This window comes from Nonomuraea sp. NPDC003201, from assembly GCF_053590415.1.
The window spans coordinates 44,798-66,167 of record NZ_JBSFTC010000013.1 but is presented as its reverse complement, the minus strand read 5'-3'; the positions used below and the strand labels follow the sequence as shown (position 1 = coordinate 66,167).

The following is a 21,370-nucleotide window of genomic DNA, read 5'->3' as shown; positions in this document are numbered from 1 at the left end:
TTGTGACCAACGACGCATACACCCTGGCAGATGAGGCCGCCGCGGCTCTCAAGAGCGCGACCGGCCTCGACACCTTCGACGTGGCTCTCGTCATGGGGTCGGGGTGGGTGCCCGCCGCCGATGCCATCGGCGAGACGGTGAGCGAGGTCCCGTTCACCGATTTGCCCGGTTTCCGCGCACCCGCCGTGGCGGGGCACGGCGGCAAGATCCGCGTCGTGCGCACCTCGGCGGGGCGGCACGCGCTGGTGTTCCTCGGGCGCACGCACCTCTACGAAGGGCTCGGGGTGGACGCGGTCGTCCACGGAGTGCGTACGGCGGCCGCGGCCGGCGTACGCACGCTCGTGCTCACCAACGCCGCCGGCGGCCTGCGCCCCGAGACGCAGAACGTCGGCGACCCGGTCCTGATCAGCGACCACATCAACCTGACCGGGGCCAACCCGATCACCGGCACCACGTTCATCGACCTCACCGAGGTCTACTCGCGCCGCCTGCGCGAGCTGGTGCGCGAGGTCGACCCGAGCCTCTCCGAAGGCGTGTACGTGGCCTTCCGCGGGCCCACGTACGAGACGCCGGCCGAGATCCGCATGCTGCGCACGCTGGGCGGAGACATGGTGGGCATGTCCACCGTCCTGGAGGCCATCGCCGCCCGGGAGGCGAAGCTGGAGGTGCTCGGCGTCTCCCTGGTCACCAACCCCGGCGCGGGGCTGGCGGGCGAGCCGCTCAACCACGAGGAGGTCCTGGAGGTCGGCCGGTCCACGGCGGCCCGCATGGGCGTCCTTCTGGCCAAGGTGGTGGACCGGCTGTGAGCGAGGATCTGGTGCTCGCGGCGCGGGAGTGGCTGGCCCAGGACCCGGATCCGGAGACCCGCGACGAGCTCTCCCGGCTCCTGGACGGCGGCGACCTGGCGGCCCTGCGCGACCGGTTCGGGGCCAAGCTGGAGTTCGGCACGGCGGGCCTGCGGGGAGAGCTGGGCGCGGGCCCCAACCGGATGAACCGCGTCACCGTCATGCGCGCCGCCGCGGGCCTGGCCCGGGTCCTCGGGCCGGGCAAGCACGTGGTCGTCGGCTACGACGCCCGCCACAAGTCCGACGTGTTCGCCCGTGACACGGCCGCCGTCCTGACGGGCGCCGGGCTGGACGCGTCCCTCCTGCCGGGTCCGCTGCCCACGCCCGTGCTGGCCTTCGCCGTACGCCACCTCGACGCGGACGCCGGGGTCACGGTCACCGCCAGCCACAACCCGCCGCGCGACAACGGCTACAAGGTCTACTGGGGCGACGGCTCCCAGATCGTGCCCCCGGTCGACGGCGAGATCTCGGCGGCCATCGACGCCGTCGGACGGGTGGACCGGCTCCCGCTGAACGGTCCCGGCACGCTGACGGAGCTCGGCGAGGACATCGTCGACGACTACCTCGCCGCCGTGACCTCCCTGCCCCTGGGCGAGGCCCGCGACCTGCGCGTGGCGTACACGCCCCTGCACGGCGTGGGCGCCGCCACGCTCACCGGCGCGTTCCTGGCCGCCGGCTTCGAGACCCCGGTGGCCGTCGAGGAGCAGCGCGACCCCGACCCCGACTTCCCGACGGTCTCCTTCCCCAATCCGGAGGAGCCCGGCGCGATGGACCTGGCCATCGCGCTGGCCGCCAAGCTGGACGCCGACCTGGTCCTGGCCAACGACCCCGACGCCGACAGGTGCGCGGTGGGGGTCCCGCTGCCGGACGGGACGTGCCGCATGCTGACCGGCGACGAGGTCGGCGGCCTGCTGGCCGAGCACGTGATCACACAGACCGCCGGCGACCGCATGGTGGCCACCACCATCGTCTCCTCGACCCTGCTGGGCAAGATCGCCCGGGCGCACGGGGTCCGCTACGGCGAGACGCTGACGGGCTTCAAGTGGATCATCAAGGCGGGTCCGGGGCTGGTCTTCGGCTACGAGGAGGCCATCGGCTACAGCGTCGGCTCCGACGCGGGCCTGCCGGTCCGGGACAAGGACGGGATCGGGGCGGCCCTCACGGTCGCGGCCGTCGCCGCGGCGGCCAAGCGCTCCGGCCGTACGCTGCTGGACCTCCTGGACGACCAGGCCCGCCGCTACGGGCTGCACGCGACGTCCCAGCTCTCCTTCCGGGTGTCCGACCTGTCGCTGATCGCCGACGCCATGACCCGCCTGCGCGCCCACCCTCCGACGGCGCTGGGCGGCCGGGCGGTGACGCGTACGGACGACCTGGCGAAGGGCGACGGCGGGCTGCCGCCCACGGACGGGCTGCGATACCTGCTGTCGGGGGACGGCCGCGTGGTCGTGCGCCCTTCGGGCACGGAGCCCAAGCTGAAGTGCTATCTGGAGGTCGTGGTGCCGGTGACGGGGGAGGTCGCGCAGGCCCGCGAGCAGGCGGCCCGCGATCTCGCCGCTCTGAAGGCCGACCTGGCCGCCGGCCTGGGCCTCTGAAGCTACCGCGGACCTGGAGGAGTTTCGTCCTGTGGGGTCAGGGTGCCCGGGCGCCGGGCGGCCTGGCCCTGCCGCCACTGCTCCATGACCTGCCGGAAGGCCTCGCTCACGAGGTGAAGGAGCTCGGCGGAGGACTCGAAGCGGACCCCCGCCGGGGTCGCCGCCCCGAGAACCTCGGCTCCGCGCCGCGACGCGGCCGCCAGTGCCTCGTTCATCTGCAGGCCGGCGAGCATGGACCGGAGCCAGATCTCGTCGTCGATGACATAGCGTTCGCGCCGCCTGCCGGGGACCCGTTCCCGCCTGAGCATTCCCTGCTGTTCGAGGAAGGCGACGGCGTGCGAGATCGACGCCGGGCTGACGCGTAGCCGCTGGACCAGGTCGGCGGCGGTGAGGGTGCCGGAGTCGGTGATGTACAGGCAGGCCAGCACCCTCGCCATCATCTGGGGCAGCCCCTGCTGGACGAGGAGGGCGGTGAAGGACTCCGTGAAGTCCCGCACCTCTTGGGGGTCGCGCCCGTGGCCGCCGTCGGGGATCTGCGGCGCCGGAGGCTGAGCCTGCTTGTTACGGCGCGCGCGATGCCGGGTGGCCTCGTGTGCCCGCTCCGCCCCGTAATCGTCGGGTCCGCCGTTGCGGGTGACCTCCCGCATGATGGTCGAGGCGGGCCGCTCCAGACGCCGGCCGATCTCCGCGTATCCGAGCCCCTCGGCCAGCCCCGCGGCGATGTGCTGACGGTCCTCGTTGGTGAGTCTGCCTCCGGGCATCGGTGCTCGTCTCCTGTCGCTCGCCGTGCGGCCCCGCTGCACAGTATGCAGTCGCGCGGATTCTCATTGCAATCCACATCTTGATCACCTTTTGCGTTCAGCTTCATTGTCATTGCAAAGCAGATCCAGATTTACCGGTCTAGCTAGCCAAAAAGGCCATCTTTGCATGTTGACCGATCAGTGAACGCAATGTAGTGTCGCATTCGTTCAGAGATACCCGAACAATGTGCGCAAGGAGATTCATGATGGAACACAGCAACGGCGGCTTCTCCGAAGCGGGGCTGCGCAGGCTGCGTGAGGTGCTGACGCGGCATGTCGAGTCCGGGAAGATCCCCGGGCTGGTCGCTCTGGTCAGCCGGGGTGACGAGACGCACGTCGAGGCGATCGGGACGATGCGTCATGACGGTGGCGCGCCGATGCGCCGGGACACCATCTTCCGGATGGCCTCCACGTCCAAGCCGGTCTCGATCGCGGCGGCGATGGTGCTCCTGGATGAGTGCCGGTTGCGGCTGGACGACGTGGTCGACGCGTGGCTGCCGGAGCTGGCCGACCGTCAGGTGCTGAAGCGAATCGACGGCCCGCTGGACGACACCGTGCCGGCGCGCCGGCCGATCACCGTACGGGACGTGCTGACCTCCACGTTCGGGCTCGGCATGGACATGACGGCGCTGGGCACGCCGATCCTGAACGCGATCTTCGAGCGGGGGCTCACGCCCAATCTGCCGGTGCCGGTGCCCGAGCAGGATGAGTGGATGCGCCGCCTGGGCGAGCTGCCGCTGATGCATCAGCCCGGCGAGTGCTGGCAGTACCAGATCAGCAGCGATCTGGTCGGTGTGCTGGTCTCCCGGGTCACGGGCCGGTCGTTCGAGGAGTTCCTGCGCGAGCGCGTCTTCGAGCCGCTGGGGATGACCGACACCGGCTTCCACGTGCCCGACGACAAGATCGACCGGCTGCCGGACCTGTACGCCCCCGACCCCCAGACCGGCGAGTTCCTCGTGTGGGACGAGGCCAAGGGCGGGCGGTGGAACCAGGCTCCGGCGTTCCAGGGCGGCGGCGGTGGGCTGGTCTCCACCGCCGACGACTACCACGCCTACTTCCGGATGCTGCTCAACGGCGGCATGCACGGCGGCGAGCGGATCCTGTCGCGGCCCGCGGTGGAGTTGATGACCACCAACCGGCTCACGGCCGAGCAGCAGGCCGCCCGGCACGCGCTGGCGGTCAACAACGTCCACGTGTCCTTCGGCCAGGGCCAGCAGGGCGGCTGGGGCCTGGGGATGGCGGTGCGCACGTACCGGGGCGACTACGCCTCCGTCGGCCAGTTCGGCTGGGACGGCGGAAGCGGCACCTCGACCTACGCCGACCCGGCCAAGCAGCTCACCGGAATCCTGCTCACCCAGGTCGGATACACCGTCCCGGACCCGGCGCGGCTGATGAACGACTTCTGGACCACGCTCTACCAGGCCATCGACGACTGACCGCGGCACGGGGCCCGCTCCGGACCCCGCTCTCCCTCGGAGGTCAGGCCAGGCGGAACTGGAGGTCGGTGTCCCAGTTGTTCAGGTCGGGCTCGACCATGGGGTTGGTCTTGTAGAACTCCAGGCGGCAGCCCCAGTGCTCCGTCCCGTCCTTCTCGGTCATGTCCCAGGTCAGGGCCTGCTCCTCGGTCCACTTCAGCAGCCCGGCGATGACGTTCCTCAGCTGGTCCGGGTGGCCGTGGTGGGAGGTGGTGACGTAGCGGCCCGCGGGCAGGACGTCGGCGAAGATCTCGCCCTCACCCGCCACCGGCGCCGGAACGGGCACTCCCGCCTGCACCACCAGCCGGTCCTCCGCCATGTTGATGCTGTCGTACCTGAAGAACGGGGCGTCGGCCGGGGACACCCCGCGCTCGGCGAGCCAGCCGATGAGCCCACCGATGCGGTCCCCGACCAGGCCGAAGCTGGTCATGGTGATGGTCTTGCGGATCCCGATGTAGGGGCGCTCGGGAAATTCGACGATCTGTGGCATGTCGTGTTCCTCCTTCATCCTTCCGACCGGGCGCGCGGTCGAAACTCATCGACTACGCCGACGTCACTTCGATCTGGAGCTCGGTGACCCACTCGTCCGGGTCTTCCGGGCAGTGCAGGGAGATCTCCCTGGCCAGGCCCAGGGAGCGATAGCCGTTCTCCTCGATCCAGTGGGCCAGCGCCTGGAACGTCGGCCCCACCGCCTCCATCGGCCCCTCGTGGATGATCGCGGCCGCGGTCTCGATGGGAGGCAGGTCGACGATCTCGAAGTCGTAGGGGCCGGGCGGCACGGAAACCGGCAGGCACGTGTGCACCATGACGGAGCCGTCGTCGTCCGGCACGTAATAGGCCAGGCCGGGAGCCACGACACTCACCCCGGCGGCCTCCACCCGGCGGCAGATCTCCCGGAACAGCGGCTTGATGACCGGGCCGATGTCCTCCCCCTCGTAGCTGGCCGCCCTGGCGCTGAGCTCGGCGACCCGGACCGGCTGCACCCTCTTGAGCACGACTTCGGCTGTCCTCATGTGCCCTTCCGTCTCGATGGTGCGCAGTCGCGCCTCGACGCCTCGGAGCCTGGCCAGGTCGGCGCTGATCTGGGCTTCGAGCTGGGCGCGGCGCAGCCGTACCATGCCGTGCAGTTCCTCCGTGCTCACCTTCTCGTCGAGGATGGCGCTGACCTGCTCCAGCGTGAAGCCGAGGTCCTTGATCGCGACGATGCGGTTGAGCCGGGACAGCTGCGCGGCCTGGTAGGACCGGTAGCCGCTGACGGGGTCCACGTGCGCGGGGCGCAGCAGGCCGATGGCGTCGTAGTGACGCAACATGCGTACCGAGACCAGTCCGAGCCTGGCGAAATCTCCGATGCTGAACATGACGGCTCCAGGTCTACGGCCTGACACGGTGTCAGGGTCAACCTATGGCGATTTCGTAAGGCATGGGGTATTTTTCCCATCATGGTCGACCGAACGTTCGGTAGGACTGCCAGCGAGGATGCGAACCGGCGGATTAGGACGGCGGCGGTGCTGCTGTTCGCCCGGCGGGGCTACGCGGCCACGAGCATCCGCGACCTGGCCAAAGCGGTCAGCATGACCAATGCCGGGATATATCACCACGTGACGAGCAAGGAGTCCCTGCTCGCCGACCTCATGCGCGTCGGCCAGCAAGGGCTGATCGACGCCACGGAACGCATGCTGGAGAACGTCCACAGCCCCACCGACCGCCTGGCCCTGCTGATCGGCTCCCTCACCTCCGTCCACGCGCTCAGCCCCATGACCAGCCGCGTCATGGACGGCGAACTCCGCTCCCTCACCCCCGGCTCCGCCGCTTACGACGAGATCATCGCCCTGCGCGACGCGTACGAGGCCCACTGGAAGGACGCCCTCGCGGACGGCGTCGCCCAGGGCGTGTTCCGCGTCGCCGACCAGAAGCTGACCCGCCTCGCCCTGATGTCCATGTGCACCGGCACCAGCGAGTGGTACCGCCCCGACGGGGACTCCACGCTGGAGCAGGTGTGCGCCGAGTTCGTCACGATCGGCCTGGCCGCCGTCCGCGCGCCCGCCCCGGCCGGGGCCACCCTCGACCTCTCCCTGCTGCCCGACTTCCCGTGGGAGCCGCCGGATGCACGCAACGATCCCCGACCTGATGAGGCACGCCGCTAGCACGTACGGCACGCGCGAGTTCCTCCGCTTCCCCGACACCTCGCTCACCTTCGCCGACGCCGACGCCCGGTCCGACGGCCTGGCCGCCGCGCTGATCGACAAGGGCGTCCGGCCGGGCGACCGCGTGGCGATCATGATCGACAACGTCCCCGGCTGGCCGCTGAGCTGGCTGGCCGTGCTCAAGGCGGGCGCGGTCACCGTGCCGGTGAACGTCCGCTACCGGGCCGCCGACCTGGAGCACGTCCTGCGCGACTCGGGCGCCGTGGCCACCCTGACCACCGACGAGCACGCCCCGCACATCCCAGGTACGGTCTACGTCCTCGACACTGAGCACCGTGACAAGCGTCCGGTTTTGACACACGAAATCGCGAATTTTCAGTACACGTCGGGGACCACCGGCTTCCCCAAGGCCTGCATGCTCACCCACGACTACTGGCTCAGGACCGCCCGGCTCATCGCCGACCAGGTCCGCCTGCGCGACGACGACGTCATGCTGATCGCCCAGCCGTACTCGTACATAGACCCCCAGTGGGCCACCCTCTTCTGCCTGGTCGGCGGCATCCCCCTCGTCGTGCTCCCCCGCTTCTCCGCCTCCGGCTTCTGGGCCTCGGTCCGGGAGCACGGGGCGACGCTCACGTACGTACTCGGCTCGATGCCCCTCCTCCTGCACAAGCAGCCGCCCCACCCCCACGACCGCGACAACCGGATGCGCCTCGTGCTCTGCTCGGGCATCCGGCCGGACCTGCACCGGGCGTTCGAGGAGCGCTGGGGCGCGCCGTGGCGCGAGCTGTACGGGTCCACGGAGAGCGGGCCCGACCTGGGGGTGCCCGTCGAAGCCGTGGAGACGGTCGGCACCGGCGCCATGGGGCTCGCGTACCCGGGCAAGGAGGTCACGCTGGACGAGGAGACCGGCGAGATCCTGGTCAGGGGCACGCCCATGATGAACGGCTACTGGAACCACCCGGAGGCCACCGCCCACGCGTTCAGGGGCGGCTGGTATCACACGGGCGACCTCGGCTTCCGCGACGAGCACGGCTACATCCACCATTCCGGGCGATTGAAGGACATGGTGCGCAGAGGTGGCGAGAACATCTCGTGCGCCGAGGTGGAGGGCGTGCTCACCGAGCACCCCGCGGTCCTCCAGGCCGCCCTGGTGCCCGTTCCGGACGACCTGTTCGGCGAGCTGCCCAAGGCGTTCATCCAGCTCCGCCCGGGACACGCCCCCGACGCCGGGACGGCCGGGAGCATCATCGGCCACGCCAGGGAGCGGCTGGCCCGCTTCAAGATCCCGGAGTACGTGGAGTTCGTGGCGGAGTTCACGCTCACCCCGTCGTCCCGTATCGAGAAGCGCCATCTCCTCACCCCGGAACGAGACCAGCGCGCAGCCCCCGCCATCGCGATCCCCAAGGAGAGAGCATGATCGAAGTAACGGAACGCGACGGGGTGGCCGTCATCACCCTCGCGCGCCCGGAGAAGCTCAACGCCCTCACCGCGGGCATGCGCCGCGACCTGGCGGCCGCGATCCGCGCGTGCGGCCAGGACGTCAGGGGCGTCGTGGTCACCGGCACCGGCCGGGCGTTCTCGGCCGGGGAGGACATCCACGAGGCCGCCGGAAAGTCGCTGGTCGAGGAGGTGGAGCTCTTCCACGACATGACCAGGGCGGTGCTGGAGACGCGGGTCCCGGTCGTGGCGGCGGTCAACGGCCTGGCCGTGGGCGGGGCCGCCGAGTGGACGCTGTGCTTCGACACCCGCATCGGCACCCCGGCGACCGAGTACTTCCTGCCGGAGAACCACATCGGCCTGTCCGTCTCGAACGCCGCCAGCTACCTGCTCCCCCGCCTGGTGGGCGCCAGGGCGCTGAAGCTGGTGCTCGACTCGACCCGCATGACCGCCGAGCAGGCCCTGGCCACGGGCCTGCTGGACGAGATCGTCCCCCAGGAACGACTGCTGGACGCGGCGATCGAACGCCTGCACCACTGGACCCGGCCGGGCACGGCCACGGCGGTCCACCTGGCACTTCTCAGGCCGTCCCGGGACGAGGTCGAGCGCGCCTTCGCGAGGGAGACGGAGGCCGCCAAGCAGGTCGAGGAGTCGGGCATCGCCCAGGAGGGCATGTCCCGCTTCGTCAACCGGGCTAGGCGGTGACGATCGCCACCACCAGCAGGACCACGGCCGCCGCCAGCACCGCGATGGAGTCGTAGGACCACGTGACCCGGGCCGGCGCCGCCTCTTCCTCGCGGCGCCTGGCCGACTCGGCGCGGTCGCGGATCTGGTCGCCCACCCAGTCGGCGTGCGTCTTGCCCGCGAACGCCTCCACGGCCGCCTGCTCGGCCTTCGACAGCGTGGGCTCGGTGCTGAAGCGTCCGCGCTGCTGCCTGGGCGCTCCGCGCCGCTGCGCCCTGGCCCGCTCCCGCGCGCTGCTCATCGGCGTCCACAACCGCAGCACCCGCTCGTCGCCGTACTCGACGTTGATCGAGTGGGACACCGTCACGTCCTCGATCGACGCCCACGGCAGGAACGTCGTGCGCAGCGGGTTGCGCCCGATCAGCCCCGCCTCCGTGAACACGGTGGCGGGGCGCATCGCGATCACATAGACCAGCGCGGTCAGCGCGCCGAGCACGGCCAGCGCCACCAGCGACGACTTGCCGGTGTAGTGGGCGATCAGGTCCCAGACGTTGAACGCGACGAAGGCCAGCCACACCCAGGCGAGCACGAACGCGGTCTTGGACCGGTAGGTCTGTTTCACGGCTGCCACTTGAGCTGCGCGAACCCCGGCTTGATGACGCCGTTGATCAGCGCCAGCCGCTCGTCGAACGGCAGGAACGCCGACTTCATCGCGTTGACCGTGAACCACTGCAGGTCGTCCCAGCCGTAGCCGAACGCCTCCACCAGCTTGGCGAACTCCTGCGACACGCTCGTCGAGCTCATCAGCCGGTTGTCGGTGTTGACCGTGACCCTGAAGTGCAGCCGCCGCAGCAGCCCGATGGGGTGCTGGGCGATCGACGGGGCGGCCCCGGTCTGCAGGTTGGAGGTGGGGCACATCTCCAGCGGGATGCGCTTGTCACGCACGTACGCGGCCAGCCGTCCCAGCTTGGCGGAGCCGTCCTCGGACACGGAGATGTCGTCGATGATCCGTACGCCGTGGCCGAGCCGGTCGGCACCGCACCACTGGATCGCCTGCCAGATCGACGGCAGCCCGAACGCCTCGCCCGCGTGGATGGTGAAGTGGGCGTTCTCCCGCTGGAGGTATTCGAACGCGTCGAGATGCCGCGTGGGCGGGTAGCCCGCCTCGGCCCCCGCGATGTCGAACCCCACCACGCCCACGTCGCGGTAGCGCACGGCCAGCTCGGCGATCTCCATGGACCGCGCCTGGTGCCGCATGGCCGTCAGGAGCGTGCCGACCCGGATCCCGCGCCCCTCCGAGCCCTGCTTGAACCCTTCGAGCACCGCCTCGACCACCTGGTCGAGGCTCAGCCCGCGCGTGGTGTGCTGCTCGGGCGCGTACCGCACCTCGGCGTAGACCACGCCGTCGGCCGCGAGGTCCTGAGCGCACTCGGCGGCCACGCGGACGAGCGACTCGCGCGTCTGCATGACCCCCACGGTGTGGGCGAACGTCTCCAGGTAGCGCTCGAGCGAGCCGGAGTCGGCCGCCTCCTCGAACCAGTGGCGCAGGCGGTCGGGGTCGTCGGTGGGCAGCCGATCGTAGCCGGTCTCCCTGGCCAGCTCGACGATCGTCTCGGCGCGGAGCCCGCCGTCGAGGTGATCGTGCAGCAGCACCTTGGGAGCCCGCCGGATCTCGTCAAGCGTGGGACTCATCTGGCCATGATAGGGCGTCCCTCGCGTACGGTTCAGTCGCGCCCTGCGCTCTCGGCGGAGAAGGCCGGCAGGCACACCGCGATGTACTCGGCGCCCTCGGGACCTGCGCTGTAACGGACCCTCTCCCCCGGCGACGTCACCACCGACTGCCCGGCCGCGACCTCCGTCGTGCCCTCGGCGTGCTCCACCATCACCAGGCCGCGCAGCACCACCGTGTACTCGATGAACTGCGGCCGCTGAGGCGGCTCCTCCCAGCCGGGCGGGGCGGTCATGTGCGCTATGGAGATCCCGTCGTCGCCGCTGCTGACGCGGCCGATGTGCTCGTCGATGAGCTTGCCGCCGGGTACGGGTATGCGGGCCGGGCCCTCGATCTTTCTCACCACGACGTCAGTGTGCCACGTCGATGATCAGGCGGCTGGGACCGCCCTGCTCCTTGACCTGGAACGCGGCCTTCCTCGCCAGCACCAGGCCGATGCCGACGTGTCCCTCGAAGTCGCCGGTCCTGACGACGTCGGTGAGGTTGAGCAGGCCGGTGGGGAAGACGGGGCCGCCCTTCCAGGTCGGCTTGCCCTTCGCGTCGTGGGCGTTCGCGGGGACGAGCGTGACCTGAAGGTACGCGCCGCCGTTCACGTCCATGGGCTTGCCCGAGCCGTCCTCGACGAATTCGTCCACCCACTCGACGCTGTAGCCCGGGACCTTGCCCTTGAGGTCGATGACCAGGCGGTCGTACGTGCCGTGACCAGCGAACCGGACGCCCGTGACGACGGCGGGCTCGATCCCGTCGCGCTGGACGTCCACCTCGGCCGTGCTCGTCGGCGTGTCGGGCTCCGGCCGGTCCGTCCCGGTGGCGGCGGGCTGCTGCGGCAGAGCGGTCTGTACGGCCTGGCCGCAGGCGGTGAGCAGGGTCAGGCAGGCGAGCGAGGCGAGAACCCGGGAGCCCGCTCGCGGGGATGACGGGCGCATACCTCCAAGATGCCCGGCCTGCGGTCCCGCATGCGACCGGGCTTCCCGCCCTGCCGAGTACCCTGATCACCCCACGAGGAGTTATATACGTGAAAAAGTCTGGCGATTTACCGATCTTTCTGACCAACTACTCGCCGTCGTTCGCGCGGACCGCGTACCTGCTGACGGGTGACGCGGACCGGGCCCGCGAACTGGCGGTCGAGGCGCTGGTCACGGCGTGCCGCCGCTGGTCCACCATCCGCTGGGGCCAGCCGGCCGTGGAGGTGCTGCGGGAGTTGTACGCGCGCTTCCTGGCCGCCGCGCCGCCGCCCGCACCCGAGGACCACGCGCTGGCCACGCTGCCGCCCACGGCGCGAGCCGTGCTCGTGGCGCGCTACCACGACGCGCTGCCCCCGGAGCAGGTGGCCATGGTGACGGGCCTGTGGACGGCCGCCCTGGACGAGGAGGCGCACCAGGCCCTCGCCCTCCTCCGGGCCGCGCACCCCGACCTCTTCACGCGCGCCGAAACGCCGGCGCCCCCGGAGCCCTCGGAGCCCTCGGAGCCAGGCGATGCCCCGTCCCCGGAGCCGGATGACACCCCGCCTCTGGAGCCGGATGGCGACGCACCCTCGGAGCCGGACGGTGACGTGCGGGAGGCGGCGGCGGACCAGGCGCCGTGGGTCGCCCCCGAAGATCCGCCGGGCACCGCTCAAGAGACGGAAGCCACCCCGTGGGCAGTCCCCACCCCGGGGTCGGACACCGACGAGCCACGCCTGCGTGCCGCCCTGGTCCGGATCGCGGCCGGCATGCCGCACACCAACCTCGCCGAGCCCGTCCTGACCCGCATCGGCAGGCGGCGCAGGCTCCGCGTCACCCTGTGGGCGGCCGCGTCGGCAGGGGCCGTCGGCGCGTTGGCGGCCCTGGTCGTGATCGCGGCGAGCACCTTGGCGGGCAACCTGGAGAAGGCGGCCGATGACGGCAGCACCGCCCTCACGCCGCCGGACGAGGTCCCCATGGCGATGCCGGACAAGCTGGGCGACCCCGTCCGGTACGCGTACACGGCCTACTGCGAGGGCGCCTCCTCCGACCCCGGCGACCCGCAACCCTGCGGCCAGTGGCGGCTGACGACCCTGTCGGGCAAGGAGTGGCGGCTGCAGGCCGCGCGGGCCGGCTACGACGAGGACACGCTCATCGCCCTGCCCCTCGCCATCAGCCAGGACGGCCACCGCCTGGCCTACCGGCACCGCGACGGCTCGTACGTCGTGCACGACCTGCCGACGGGCGTCGTCAAGAAGATCGACATCGAGCACGAGGAGACGCTCCCGCACATCACCTCCTCGCCGAACGGCCGGTACTTCGCCCTCGACTTCGGCGCGGCCGACGGCGCGATGCTCGACTTCGACACCGGCGCGACCCGGCACGTCAGCGGAAAGAAGATCAAGATCCTGGCCGTGGGGAACGACGGCACGCGGGTGGTCAGCGACGAGGTGGACGTGGACGACGTACCGGGCCACGCGTCGGTCGCCACCCTCACGCTCCGGGGCGCGAGGGGCCGCGCGGGCGGTTACCGCGTCGATCCCGGCCTCCTCGAGTACGGCGCCGCGCTCTCCCCGGACGGCCGCACGCTGGCCCTGGTGTCGGCCGACGAGAGGCTCGTCACCATGAACGCCCGCACCGGCCGCGTCTTCGGCTCCCGCACGGCGCTCGACGACTACGGGGTGATCGCGGTCGAGCGCTGGCTCAGCGCCGACGAGGTCCTCGTACGCCAGCCCGACGAGGACGACGAGGACGCCTACCTGACCAAGGTGGACGTCCGGTCGGGCAAGAGCGCCGACTTCGGGGGCGAGGAGTGGATCGGCTACGACTCCCCGCTCGGCGCGCTGAAATGACAAGAAAGGGCCCCGCCGGAACGACGGAGCCCTTTCAAGTGACAAACGCCGCTGGTCAGACGGTCTCGTAGACCTTGACGCTCTCGCCCTCGACGGCCTGGGCCTTGCGGGCGCGCAGCCCGGTCGCCGAGATCGCCAGCCCGACCAGGGCCAGCACCAGCGAGACCACGATCGCCGAGCGCAGCGAGCCGATCGAGAGCGTCTCACCGCCGCCCGAGGTGAGCACGGCGGTGACCACGGCCAGCACGATCGCGCCGCCCACCTGGCCGGAGGTGTTGAGCAGCCCGGAGGCCAGCCCCTGCTCGTCGTCGTCCACGCCTGTGGTGGCCTGGATGTTCAGCGAGGGGAACGACAGCGCGAACGCGATGCCCATCAGGAGCATGCCCGGGATCACCATGCCGCCCAGGCTGGGGGTGCGGTCGATGCCGAGGAACATCGCGTACCCGCCGGCCAGCGCGGCGGAGCCGATGACGATCAGCTTGCCGGTGCCGAACCTGTCGGCGAAGTCACCCATCTTGGTCGAGGTGAGCGCGACCAGCAGACCGGCGGGCAGGAACGCCAGGGCGGTGCCCAGGGCCGACCAGCCGAGGAGGTTCTGGAAGTACTGCATCGCCACGAACTGGAAGGCCACGTACGAGCCCATGAGGATGAGCAGCCCCAGGTTGGCGCGGACGATGTGGCCGGAGCGCAGGATGCCGAGGCGCACCAGCGGGTGCCGCATCCGCCGCTCGGTGACGACGAACAGGCTGAGCAGCACGGCCACCGCCACCAGCGAGCCGATGGTCTGCAGCGAGGCCCAGCCGGCCTCCGGCGCCTGCACGACCGTGAACACCAGCAGCAGCATGGACGCGGTGATCAGCGCGGCGCCGATCAGGTCGTGACCGCCTTCGGCCCGCTCGTCACGGCCGCGCAGCACCCTCGGCGCGACCAGCAGGGCGAGGATCGCCACGGGGACCGGCATCAGCAGCGTCCAGCGCCAGCCGATCTCGGTGAGCAGGCCGGACAGCACGAGGCCGAGCGAGTAGCCGCTGGCGCCACAGGCGGTGAAGATGCTCAATGCCTTGTTGCGCTCGGGCCCCTCAGGAAAAGTCGTCGTGATGATCGACAAGGCCGCGGGGGCGGTGAACGCGGCGGCCACACCCTTGACGAACCGGGCCGCGATCAGCAACCCGCCGTCGTCCACAATGCCACCAAGCAACGACGCCACGGCGAAGACACCCAAAGCGACCAGGAACACCCTGCGCCGCCCGAGCAGGTCGGCGGTCCTGCCCCCGAGCAACAGAAGACCGCCGTAGCCGAGCACGTAGCCGCTGACCACCCACTGCAGAGATGACGTACTAAGGCCCAGATCGTGCTGAATGGCAGGCAGGGCGACACCGACCATCGAGACGTCAAGGGCGTCAAGGAAGATCACTGCGCAGAGCACGGCGAGCGCGCCCCAACGGGATGAGGAAGAGGACATAGAGCAGAACATTACATGCAGGCGCATCTAATGCAAACGCATTTAATGCCGTTGCATCAGTTTTAGCGAAGTGGTAACCTCCGCGACATGGACGAGGAGTTCGTGGTCGACACCTGGCATTACGTCCTGGCCAAGCACGCCAAGGCCATGTGTGCCCTGGAGCGCGAGCTGGGGGATCGACATGGGCTGGGGCCCAGCGAGTTCGAGGTGCTCGACCGGATCGTCCATCACGACCGGAAGCTGCGCATCCAGGAGCTCTGCGACGAGGTCCACCTGAGCCAGAGCGCCCTGTCCCGGGTGGTGGCCCGCCTGGAGAAGGCCGCGCTCGTGTCACGCGGGGTCTGCGACGCCGACCGGCGGGGCGTGTTCGTGTGCATCACGGACGAGGGCCGCGCCCGCCACGCCGAGGCCCTCCCCACACAGCGCGCCGTCCTCACGGAGATCTTCGCCGACGCCCCGGCCCTGGCCCGCTGACACCCGGCCGACCACCGCAGGGCCCGACGCCCTCTCCCCCGAAGTCCCTCAGGGACGACCCCACCGACCGTGGCCGGTGTCCTTCGGGTGAGAGGGCGAGATGCGCGTCGTGGAGCTCCCTGGCGACCCAGCCCGCGACGACCCCGCCGACGGTGGCCTGTGTCCTTTCGGGGAGGGAGGCGTCCCTCGGGGGGTGGGGAGGGTTCAGGAGGCGGTGATGCGGTCGATGACCAGGGGGAGGTGTTCCTCGCCCGCCGAGCCCACCGCGTAACCGCCCTCCAGCGCCTCCAGAGCGCGCTCGAACCGAGCCGTCTCGTCCGCGTGCAGCGTCATCAGCGGCTGCCCCGCCCGCACCAGGTCCCCGGGCTTGGCGTGCAGGGTGATCCCGGCCCCGAACGACACCGGGTCCTCCTTGCGCGCCCGTCCGGCGCCCAGGCGCCAGGCGGCCAGGCCCACGGCGTACGCGTCCAGCCGGGTCACCACACCGGACGTGGGCGCCTCCACGGTCAGGGTCTCGGCCGCCCGGGGAAGCAGGGCGTCCGGATCGCCGCCCTGCGCCAGGATCATCCGCCGCCACGCGTCCATGGCCGACCCGTCGGCGAGGGCCTTGGCGGGGTCCTTGCCGGACGACACCCCGGCCGCCTCCAGCATCTCGCGCGCCAGCCGTACCGTCAGCTCCACCACGTCAGCGGGCCCGCCGCCGGCGAGCACCTCGACCGACTCCGCGACCTCCAGCGCGTTCCCCACGGCCAGGCCCAGCGGCCGGTCCATCGCGGTCAGCAGGGCCACGGTGCGCACCCCGGCGTCCGTCCCCAGGGCCACCATGGTCTCGGCCAGTTCCCGAGCCGTCTCGGGGGTCTTCATGAACGCCCCCGAGCCCACCTTCACGTCGAGGACGAGCGAGCCGGTGCCCTCGGCGATCTTCTTGGACATGATCGACGAGGCGATCAGCGGGATCGACTCGACGGTGCCGGTGACGTCGCGCAGCGCGTACAGCTTCTTGTCGGCGGGGGCCAGCCCCGACCCGGCCGCGCATACGACCGCGCCCGCCGAGCGCAGGACCTGCAGCATCTCGCCGTTGGAGAGCGAGGCCCGCCAGCCGGGGATCGACTCCAGCTTGTCGAGCGTGCCGCCGGTGTGCCCGAGGCCGCGGCCCGAGAGCTGCGGCACGTACGCCCCGCACGCCGCCACCAGGGGCGCCAGCGGCAGCGTGATCTTGTCGCCGACGCCGCCGGTCGAGTGCTTGTCGGCGGTGGGCCGGTCGAGCGCGGACCAGTCCATGCGCTCGCCCGAGCGGATCATGGCCTGCGTCCAGTCGGCGATCTCGCGGCGGTTCATGCCGTTCAGGAGGATGGCCATGGCCAGCGCGGACATCTGCTCGTCGGCCACGCTGCCGCGCGTGTAGGAGTCGATCACCCAGTCGATCTGGGCCGTGGTCAGCTCGCCGCCGTCACGCTTGGCGCGGATGACCTCGATCGCGTCCATTCAGGCGCTCCGGCTGAGGTCCTGGGGGCCGAACGCGTACGGCAGGATCTCCGCCATCCGCTTCGGCCCGTCCACGGTCTCGACCAGCAGGTCCTCGCCGCCGAACTCGTACAGCAGCTGACGGCAGCGCCCGCACGGCATCAGCAGCTCACCGTGCCCGTCCACGCAGGTGAAGGCCACCAGCCGGCCGCCGCCCGTCGCCTGCAGCGCCGACACGAGGCCGCACTCGGCGCACAGGCCCACGCCGTAGGAGGCGTTCTCGACGTTGCAGCCCGTGACGATCCGCCCGTCGTCCACCAGCGCCGCCGCCCCCACAGGGAACTTCGAGTACGGCGCGTACGCGTTGTGCATGGCCTGCGTGGCCTCGAAACGCAGGCCGTCCCAGTTGATGGTGCTCAATGTTGTTCTCCCCGGCGGTAGCGCACGCCGTCGGCCTTGGGCATTCGCAGTCGCTGCGAAGCCGCCAGGAGCACGATCAGCGTGAGCACGTGTGGTGTGATGAAGACGAACTCGCTCGGTAGCTGGTCGACGGTCCGCCAGAGCCAGAAGAGCACGACCATGCCCGCGGCGGCGACCGCCATCAGCGTATATTCCCTGGCGCTCCTGGCCTCGAGCTCGGCGGGCCGGTCGGGCGACAACATCCGGCGGACCCTGATGATCAGGTAGATGAGCAGCAGCATGGCGCCGAACAGGAAGAACGAGGTGATCGCCCCGGTGGTGCTGCGCAGCTGGAGCCCGCTGGCGTAGCCGAACAGCGAGGAGCCGATGGCGAGTCCGCCCGGGCGCCAGTTGCCGAAGATCATGGCGGCCAGGCCGATGAAGCCGCGCCCTTGCGTCTGGCCCTCGACGTACTTGGAGGAGACGAAGACCAGGAACACGCCGCCGAGCCCGGCGAACGCGCCGGACATGACGACCGCGAAGTACTTGATCCGGTAGACGTTCACGCCCAGCGACTCGGCCGCCCACGGGTTCTCGCCCACCGAGCGCAGGCGCAACCCGAACGGGGTGTGCCAGAGCACGAAGAACGTCAGGGGCAGCAGCAGGACCGCCAGGATGACCAGCACGTTCACTTCGTGCGTGAGCCCGCGCAGGATGCCCGCCAGGTCCGAGAGGAGGAACCAGTGAGTCCCTTCCAGCTTGCCCAGGAGGTCCGGCCCGTCGGAGAGCAGTGGCAGGCTGGGCGTCGGCGCTGGCGAGGTGATCGCCGGTGAGCCGGTGAAGCCCGCGCCCGCGTCCGCCGCGGCGGTGCCGTCCTTGTAGAACACCTCGGACAGGAAGCGGGTGATGCCGGGGCCGAGCAGGTTGATCGCGACGCCGCTGATGATGTGGTCGACGCCGAACGTCACGGTCGCGATGGCGTGGATGAGGCCGCCGAGCGCGCCACCGAGCAGCCCGGCCAGCAGCGCGGCCCAGGCTCCCCACTGGTATCCGGCCCAGCCGGCGAACCAGGTGCCGAGCACCATCATGCCTTCGAGGCCGATGTTGACCACGCCGGCCCGCTCGGCCCACAGGCCGCCGAGGCCGGCCAGGGCGATCGGCACCGCCAGCATCAGGGCGGCGGCGAACATGCCGGACGAGGTGATGTCGTTCTGGCCGGACGCGACGCGTACCAGGGACATCAGCAGGATGAGCGCGGCGACTCCGATGAGCGCCAGGTGGTATTTGCTTAGCCTGGTCATGCTGCCACCTCAACCGGGGTCTTGCTGCTGAGCTGCTGGGCGGCCCGGCGCTCCTCGAGTCTGAGCGCGAGCCGGTTCGTCACCTCGTTGGCCACGACGACCAGCAGGACGGTGACGCCCTGGATGATCGTGATGACGGACGGCGGGACGTTCGCGATCTGCAGGGGGCCCTGCGCCCGGTCGAGGAAGGCGAACAGCAACGCGGCGACCGCGATGCCGACGGGCTTGTTCCTGCCGAGCAGCGCCACCGCGATGCCGAGGAAGCCCAGACCGGCGGTGAAGTTGGAGTTGAACGCGCCCTTGTCGCCGAGGATCTCGGGCAGGCCGATGAGCCCGGCGATCGCGCCGGACAGCACCATCGCCGCGATGACCATGGTCTTGGGGTTCACGCCGGAGGCGAGCGCGGCCGGGCCGTTGAGGCCGCTGGCCTTGACGTTGAAGCCGAACCGGGTCCGCTCCAGCACCACCCAGATCACCACGCCGAGCACGATCGCCACGATCAGGAAGCCCCACAGGCCGCCGCCGCGCGTGGGCGGAAGCAGGCCGAACCCCTCGAACAGGAAGTTCAGGTTGGGGAACATGGCCGACTCGGGCAGCTGCGGCGTGGTCGTGGTGAGCTGGCCCGCGGCGCGCTGGCCCGCGAAGGGGCCGCGTACGAGGTAGGACGCGATGTTGATCGCGACGTAGTTCAGCATGATCGTGGCGATGACCTCGTTCACGCCCCTGGTCACCTTCATGACAGCGGGGATCAGCGCGTAGAGGCCGCCGACGGCCGCGGCGACCACGATGATCACCGCGATCTGGATCGGGGCGGGCGCCTCGAACGTCGAGCCCACGTACGCGGCGACGATGGCCGCGAGCCGGTACTGGCCCTCCACGCCGATGTTGAAGAGGTTCATGCGGAAGCCGACGGCCACCGCGAGACCGGCGATGAACAGGGGCACGGCCCGGTTGAGGAAGGCCGCGATGCCGTTGGAGACGGCCCGCGGGGTCGCGCCGAAGTCGAAGAAGGCGGCGAACGCGTCGAGCGGGCTGGCGCCCGCCGCGGTGATCGCCACGCTGGAGATCGCGACCGCGAGGACGATGGCGACGACGGCGCCCGCCACGGTGAGCAGCGCCCGGTTGAGCCCGGCGGGCATCACGTCTCCTCAGCGCCGGCGATGGCGCCGGTCATGTAGCCGCCCAGCCGCTCGGGCGTGATGTCGGAAGGGTCGAGCGCGGCCACGAGCCGCCCGCGGTAGATCACCTGGAGCGTGTCGGACAGGCCGATCAGCTCGTCGAGGTCGGCGGAGATGAGCAGCACGGCCAGCCCGGCGGCCCTGGCGTTGCGCAGGTGGTCCCAGATGGCGGCCTGCGCGCCGACGTCCACGCCTCTGGTGGGGTGAGCGGCGATGAGGAACCTCGGCTCGCCGCTCATCTCGCGGCCCACGATCAGCTTCTGCTGGTTGCCGCCCGACAGGGCCAGGGCCAGCGTGTCGATGCCGGGCGTGCGTACGTCGTAGTCCTTGACGATGCGCTCGGTGTCGGCCTTCGAGGCCCGCCGGTTGATCCAGATGCCGCTGCGCGCGGGCTTCCTGGTCTGGTGGCCGAGCACGCGGTTCTCCCACAGCGAGGCCTCCAGCAGCAGGCCCTGCCGGTGCCGGTCCTCCGGGATGTAGCCGATGCCGGACTCTCTGCGCTTGAGCGTGGACCATTGGCTGATGTCCTGGCCGTCCAGCTCGATGCTGCCGTGCGCGGGCCGGATGCCCATGATCGCCTCGATCAGCTCGGACTGGCCGTTGCCCTCGACACCGGCGATGCCGAGGATCTCGCCCCGGTGGATCTCGAACGACACGTCGTCGAGGAGCAGCCGTTTGCCTTCTTCGCGCAGCTTGGCCGGGTCGGCGGCGGCGTGGTAGCCGTCGGCCTCCATGGTGACCTGGGCGACCCGCAGCGTCACGACGTCGGTCACCGTGGACTCGCGGGTCTCGGGCGTGGGCAGCTCGCTGCCGACCATCAGCTCGGCGAGCTGGCGGGCCGTGACCTCGCGGGGGTCCACGCTCGCGACCGTGGTGCCGCGCCGGATCACGGTGATCGCGTCGGCGATGCCGAGCACCTCGTCGAGCTTGTGGGAGATGAAGATGACGGTCAGGCCGTCGGCCTTGAGCTCGCGCAGGTTCTGGAAGAGCTCCTCGACCTCCTGCGGCACGAGCACGGCCGTCGGCTCGTCGAGGATGAGGATGCGCGCGCCTCGGTAGAGGACCTTGAGGATCTCGACGCGCTGGCGGTCGCCGACGCCGAGGTCCTCCACGAGCTTGTCGGGGTCGACCCGCAGGCCGTGGCTCTCGGCCAGCTCGGTTATGCGTCTCCGGGCGGAGGCCATGTCGAGCATGCCGACCTTCTTCGGCTCGGCCCCGAGGACGACGTTCTCCAGCACGGTGAGGTTGTCGGCCAGCATGAAGTGCTGGTGGACCATGCCGATGCCGACGCCGATGGCGTCGCTCGGCGTACGGAAACTGACCTCGGCGCCGTTGATCCTGATGGTGCCCTCGTCCGGCTTCTGCATGCCGTACAGGATCTTCATCAGCGTTGACTTGCCCGCGCCGTTCTCCCCGACGATGGCGTGCACCGTCCCTGGTTCGACGGTGATGCGGATGTCGTGGTTCGCGACGACACCGGGGAAACGCTTGGTGATGCCCTCCAGCTCTACAGCGGGTTTCGCCGTGGCCAGGGTGTCAGCACTCATTTCGCCTCTCCTAGCGGGGGGCGGGGGATAGACAGAAGGCCC

The 21,370-nt window shown here is 70.6% G+C and carries 21 protein-coding genes; 8 read left to right on the top strand and 13 right to left on the bottom strand.

Annotation, left to right across the window (positions count from 1 at the left end; all coding sequences use genetic code 11):
* Positions 1–2: 2 nt before the first annotated feature.
* Positions 3–806, top strand: a complete 804-nt coding sequence (locus tag ACWDX9_RS08390; RefSeq protein WP_355190511.1) for a purine-nucleoside phosphorylase — start codon at positions 3–5, stop codon at positions 804–806.
* Complete coding sequence (locus tag ACWDX9_RS08385) at positions 803–2,437, top strand: phospho-sugar mutase (protein ID WP_449950555.1); 1,635 nt, start codon at positions 803–805, stop codon at positions 2,435–2,437. Before ACWDX9_RS08390 ends, ACWDX9_RS08385 begins: the two co-directional genes overlap by 4 nt.
* Positions 2,438–2,439: 2 nt before the next feature.
* Here the strand turns inward: ACWDX9_RS08385 and ACWDX9_RS08380 are convergent, their stop codons facing one another.
* The gene (locus ACWDX9_RS08380; RefSeq protein ID WP_449950552.1) at positions 2,440–3,198 is read right to left on the bottom strand and encodes a helix-turn-helix domain-containing protein; all 759 of its coding nucleotides are present in this window, start codon (positions 3,196–3,198) and stop codon (positions 2,440–2,442) included.
* A gap of 245 nt (positions 3,199–3,443) precedes the next feature.
* Here ACWDX9_RS08380 and ACWDX9_RS08375 point away from each other — a divergent pair, with 245 nt between their 5' ends.
* A complete protein-coding gene (locus ACWDX9_RS08375) occupies positions 3,444–4,673 on the top strand; it encodes a serine hydrolase domain-containing protein (protein WP_449950597.1) in 1,230 nt (409 codons plus the stop codon).
* Between the two features lie 43 nt (positions 4,674–4,716).
* Here the strand turns inward: ACWDX9_RS08375 and ACWDX9_RS08370 are convergent, their stop codons facing one another.
* A complete protein-coding gene (locus tag ACWDX9_RS08370) occupies positions 4,717–5,202 on the bottom strand; it encodes a GyrI-like domain-containing protein (protein WP_364243356.1) in 486 nt (161 codons plus the stop codon).
* Positions 5,203–5,254: 52 nt separating this feature from the next.
* On the bottom strand, positions 5,255–6,070 hold the full coding sequence (locus tag ACWDX9_RS08365; RefSeq protein ID WP_449950548.1) for a MerR family transcriptional regulator: 816 nt from the start codon (positions 6,068–6,070) through the stop codon (positions 5,255–5,257).
* An 81-nt stretch (positions 6,071–6,151) separates the two neighbouring features.
* Here ACWDX9_RS08365 and ACWDX9_RS08360 point away from each other — a divergent pair, with 81 nt between their 5' ends.
* From ACWDX9_RS08360 to ACWDX9_RS08350, 3 genes are read left to right on the top strand one after another with little or no spacing between them, the layout of a single operon-like run.
* The gene (locus ACWDX9_RS08360; protein ID WP_449950545.1) at positions 6,152–6,856 is read left to right on the top strand and encodes a TetR/AcrR family transcriptional regulator; all 705 of its coding nucleotides are present in this window, start codon (positions 6,152–6,154) and stop codon (positions 6,854–6,856) included.
* Positions 6,840–8,276 carry an AMP-binding protein gene (locus ACWDX9_RS08355; protein ID WP_449950543.1) on the top strand — a complete coding sequence of 479 codons (1,437 nt, stop codon included), beginning with the start codon at positions 6,840–6,842 and terminating at the stop codon, positions 8,274–8,276. Before ACWDX9_RS08360 ends, ACWDX9_RS08355 begins: the two co-directional genes overlap by 17 nt.
* Positions 8,273–9,001: an enoyl-CoA hydratase/isomerase family protein gene (locus ACWDX9_RS08350; RefSeq protein ID WP_449950540.1), complete on the top strand. Its 729-nt coding sequence runs from the start codon at positions 8,273–8,275 to the stop codon at positions 8,999–9,001. Before ACWDX9_RS08355 ends, ACWDX9_RS08350 begins: the two co-directional genes overlap by 4 nt.
* Here ACWDX9_RS08350 and ACWDX9_RS08345 read toward each other — a convergent pair.
* From ACWDX9_RS08345 to ACWDX9_RS08330, 4 genes are read right to left on the bottom strand one after another with little or no spacing between them, the layout of a single operon-like run.
* Complete coding sequence (locus tag ACWDX9_RS08345; protein WP_449950538.1) at positions 8,991–9,602, bottom strand: PH domain-containing protein; 612 nt, start codon at positions 9,600–9,602, stop codon at positions 8,991–8,993. The two genes, ACWDX9_RS08350 and ACWDX9_RS08345, sit on opposite strands and share 11 nt — an antisense overlap.
* Entirely contained in the window at positions 9,599–10,672 is a 1,074-nt protein-coding gene (locus ACWDX9_RS08340; RefSeq protein ID WP_350731313.1) for an adenosine deaminase, read from the bottom strand. The genes ACWDX9_RS08345 and ACWDX9_RS08340 overlap by 4 nt, the downstream gene beginning before the upstream one ends.
* Positions 10,673–10,704: 32 nt before the next feature.
* Positions 10,705–11,055: a cupin domain-containing protein gene (locus ACWDX9_RS08335; protein ID WP_350731311.1), complete on the bottom strand. Its 351-nt coding sequence runs from the start codon at positions 11,053–11,055 to the stop codon at positions 10,705–10,707.
* Positions 11,056–11,059: 4 nt separating this feature from the next.
* Positions 11,060–11,635, bottom strand: a complete 576-nt coding sequence (locus ACWDX9_RS08330) for an AMIN-like domain-containing (lipo)protein (RefSeq protein ID WP_449950534.1) — start codon at positions 11,633–11,635, stop codon at positions 11,060–11,062.
* An 89-nt stretch (positions 11,636–11,724) separates the two neighbouring features.
* On the opposite strand from ACWDX9_RS08330, the gene ACWDX9_RS08325 reads away from it, so the two are divergent.
* Positions 11,725–13,503, top strand: a complete 1,779-nt coding sequence (locus ACWDX9_RS08325; RefSeq protein WP_449950531.1) for a hypothetical protein — start codon at positions 11,725–11,727, stop codon at positions 13,501–13,503.
* A gap of 55 nt (positions 13,504–13,558) precedes the next feature.
* Here the strand turns inward: ACWDX9_RS08325 and ACWDX9_RS08320 are convergent, their stop codons facing one another.
* On the bottom strand, positions 13,559–14,917 hold the full coding sequence (locus tag ACWDX9_RS08320; RefSeq protein WP_449950528.1) for an MFS transporter: 1,359 nt from the start codon (positions 14,915–14,917) through the stop codon (positions 13,559–13,561).
* A gap of 135 nt (positions 14,918–15,052) precedes the next feature.
* Between ACWDX9_RS08320 and ACWDX9_RS08315 the strand changes: the two genes are divergently transcribed.
* The gene (locus tag ACWDX9_RS08315; RefSeq protein ID WP_355378320.1) at positions 15,053–15,439 is read left to right on the top strand and encodes a MarR family winged helix-turn-helix transcriptional regulator; all 387 of its coding nucleotides are present in this window, start codon (positions 15,053–15,055) and stop codon (positions 15,437–15,439) included.
* Between the two features lie 204 nt (positions 15,440–15,643).
* On the opposite strand, the gene ACWDX9_RS08310 is transcribed toward ACWDX9_RS08315, so the two are convergent.
* The 5 genes from ACWDX9_RS08310 to ACWDX9_RS08290 are packed head-to-tail and all read right to left on the bottom strand — an operon-like array spanning position 15,644 to position 21,328.
* A complete protein-coding gene (locus ACWDX9_RS08310; RefSeq protein ID WP_449950524.1) occupies positions 15,644–16,924 on the bottom strand; it encodes a thymidine phosphorylase in 1,281 nt (426 codons plus the stop codon).
* Positions 16,925–17,323 (bottom strand): cytidine deaminase, encoded by a 399-nt coding sequence (locus ACWDX9_RS08305; protein WP_350731303.1) that lies wholly within the window; start codon positions 17,321–17,323, stop codon positions 16,925–16,927. It lies immediately after the preceding gene.
* Positions 17,320–18,603: an ABC transporter permease gene (locus ACWDX9_RS08300; RefSeq protein ID WP_449950521.1), complete on the bottom strand. Its 1,284-nt coding sequence runs from the start codon at positions 18,601–18,603 to the stop codon at positions 17,320–17,322. Before ACWDX9_RS08300 ends, ACWDX9_RS08305 begins: the two co-directional genes overlap by 4 nt.
* Positions 18,600–19,742: an ABC transporter permease gene (locus ACWDX9_RS08295; protein WP_350731300.1), complete on the bottom strand. Its 1,143-nt coding sequence runs from the start codon at positions 19,740–19,742 to the stop codon at positions 18,600–18,602. The genes ACWDX9_RS08300 and ACWDX9_RS08295 overlap by 4 nt, the downstream gene beginning before the upstream one ends.
* On the bottom strand, positions 19,742–21,328 hold the full coding sequence (locus tag ACWDX9_RS08290; protein ID WP_449950518.1) for an ABC transporter ATP-binding protein: 1,587 nt from the start codon (positions 21,326–21,328) through the stop codon (positions 19,742–19,744). Before ACWDX9_RS08290 ends, ACWDX9_RS08295 begins: the two co-directional genes overlap by 1 nt.
* Positions 21,329–21,370: the final 42 nt, after the last annotated feature.

Bases quoted from the DNA above. Each gene is read 5' to 3' on its own strand.
- ACWDX9_RS08380 (WP_449950552.1), bottom strand. From the start codon at position 3,198: ATGCCCGGAGGCAGACTCACCAACGAGGACCGTCAGCACATCGCCGCG.
- ACWDX9_RS08375 (WP_449950597.1), top strand. From the start codon at position 3,444: ATGGAACACAGCAACGGCGGCTTCTCCGAAGCGGGGCTGCGCAGGCTG.
- ACWDX9_RS08370 (WP_364243356.1), bottom strand. From the start codon at position 5,202: ATGCCACAGATCGTCGAATTTCCCGAGCGCCCCTACATCGGGATCCGC.
- ACWDX9_RS08365 (WP_449950548.1), bottom strand. From the start codon at position 6,070: ATGTTCAGCATCGGAGATTTCGCCAGGCTCGGACTGGTCTCGGTACGC.
- ACWDX9_RS08360 (WP_449950545.1), top strand. From the start codon at position 6,152: ATGGTCGACCGAACGTTCGGTAGGACTGCCAGCGAGGATGCGAACCGG.
- ACWDX9_RS08355 (WP_449950543.1), top strand. From the start codon at position 6,840: ATGAGGCACGCCGCTAGCACGTACGGCACGCGCGAGTTCCTCCGCTTC.
- ACWDX9_RS08350 (WP_449950540.1), top strand. From the start codon at position 8,273: ATGATCGAAGTAACGGAACGCGACGGGGTGGCCGTCATCACCCTCGCG.
- ACWDX9_RS08340 (WP_350731313.1), bottom strand. From the start codon at position 10,672: ATGAGTCCCACGCTTGACGAGATCCGGCGGGCTCCCAAGGTGCTGCTG.
- ACWDX9_RS08330 (WP_449950534.1), bottom strand. From the start codon at position 11,635: ATGCGCCCGTCATCCCCGCGAGCGGGCTCCCGGGTTCTCGCCTCGCTC.
- ACWDX9_RS08315 (WP_355378320.1), top strand. From the start codon at position 15,053: ATGGACGAGGAGTTCGTGGTCGACACCTGGCATTACGTCCTGGCCAAG.
- ACWDX9_RS08310 (WP_449950524.1), bottom strand. From the start codon at position 16,924: ATGGACGCGATCGAGGTCATCCGCGCCAAGCGTGACGGCGGCGAGCTG.
- ACWDX9_RS08300 (WP_449950521.1), bottom strand. From the start codon at position 18,603: ATGACCAGGCTAAGCAAATACCACCTGGCGCTCATCGGAGTCGCCGCG.
- ACWDX9_RS08295 (WP_350731300.1), bottom strand. From the start codon at position 19,742: ATGCCCGCCGGGCTCAACCGGGCGCTGCTCACCGTGGCGGGCGCCGTC.
- ACWDX9_RS08290 (WP_449950518.1), bottom strand. From the start codon at position 21,328: ATGAGTGCTGACACCCTGGCCACGGCGAAACCCGCTGTAGAGCTGGAG.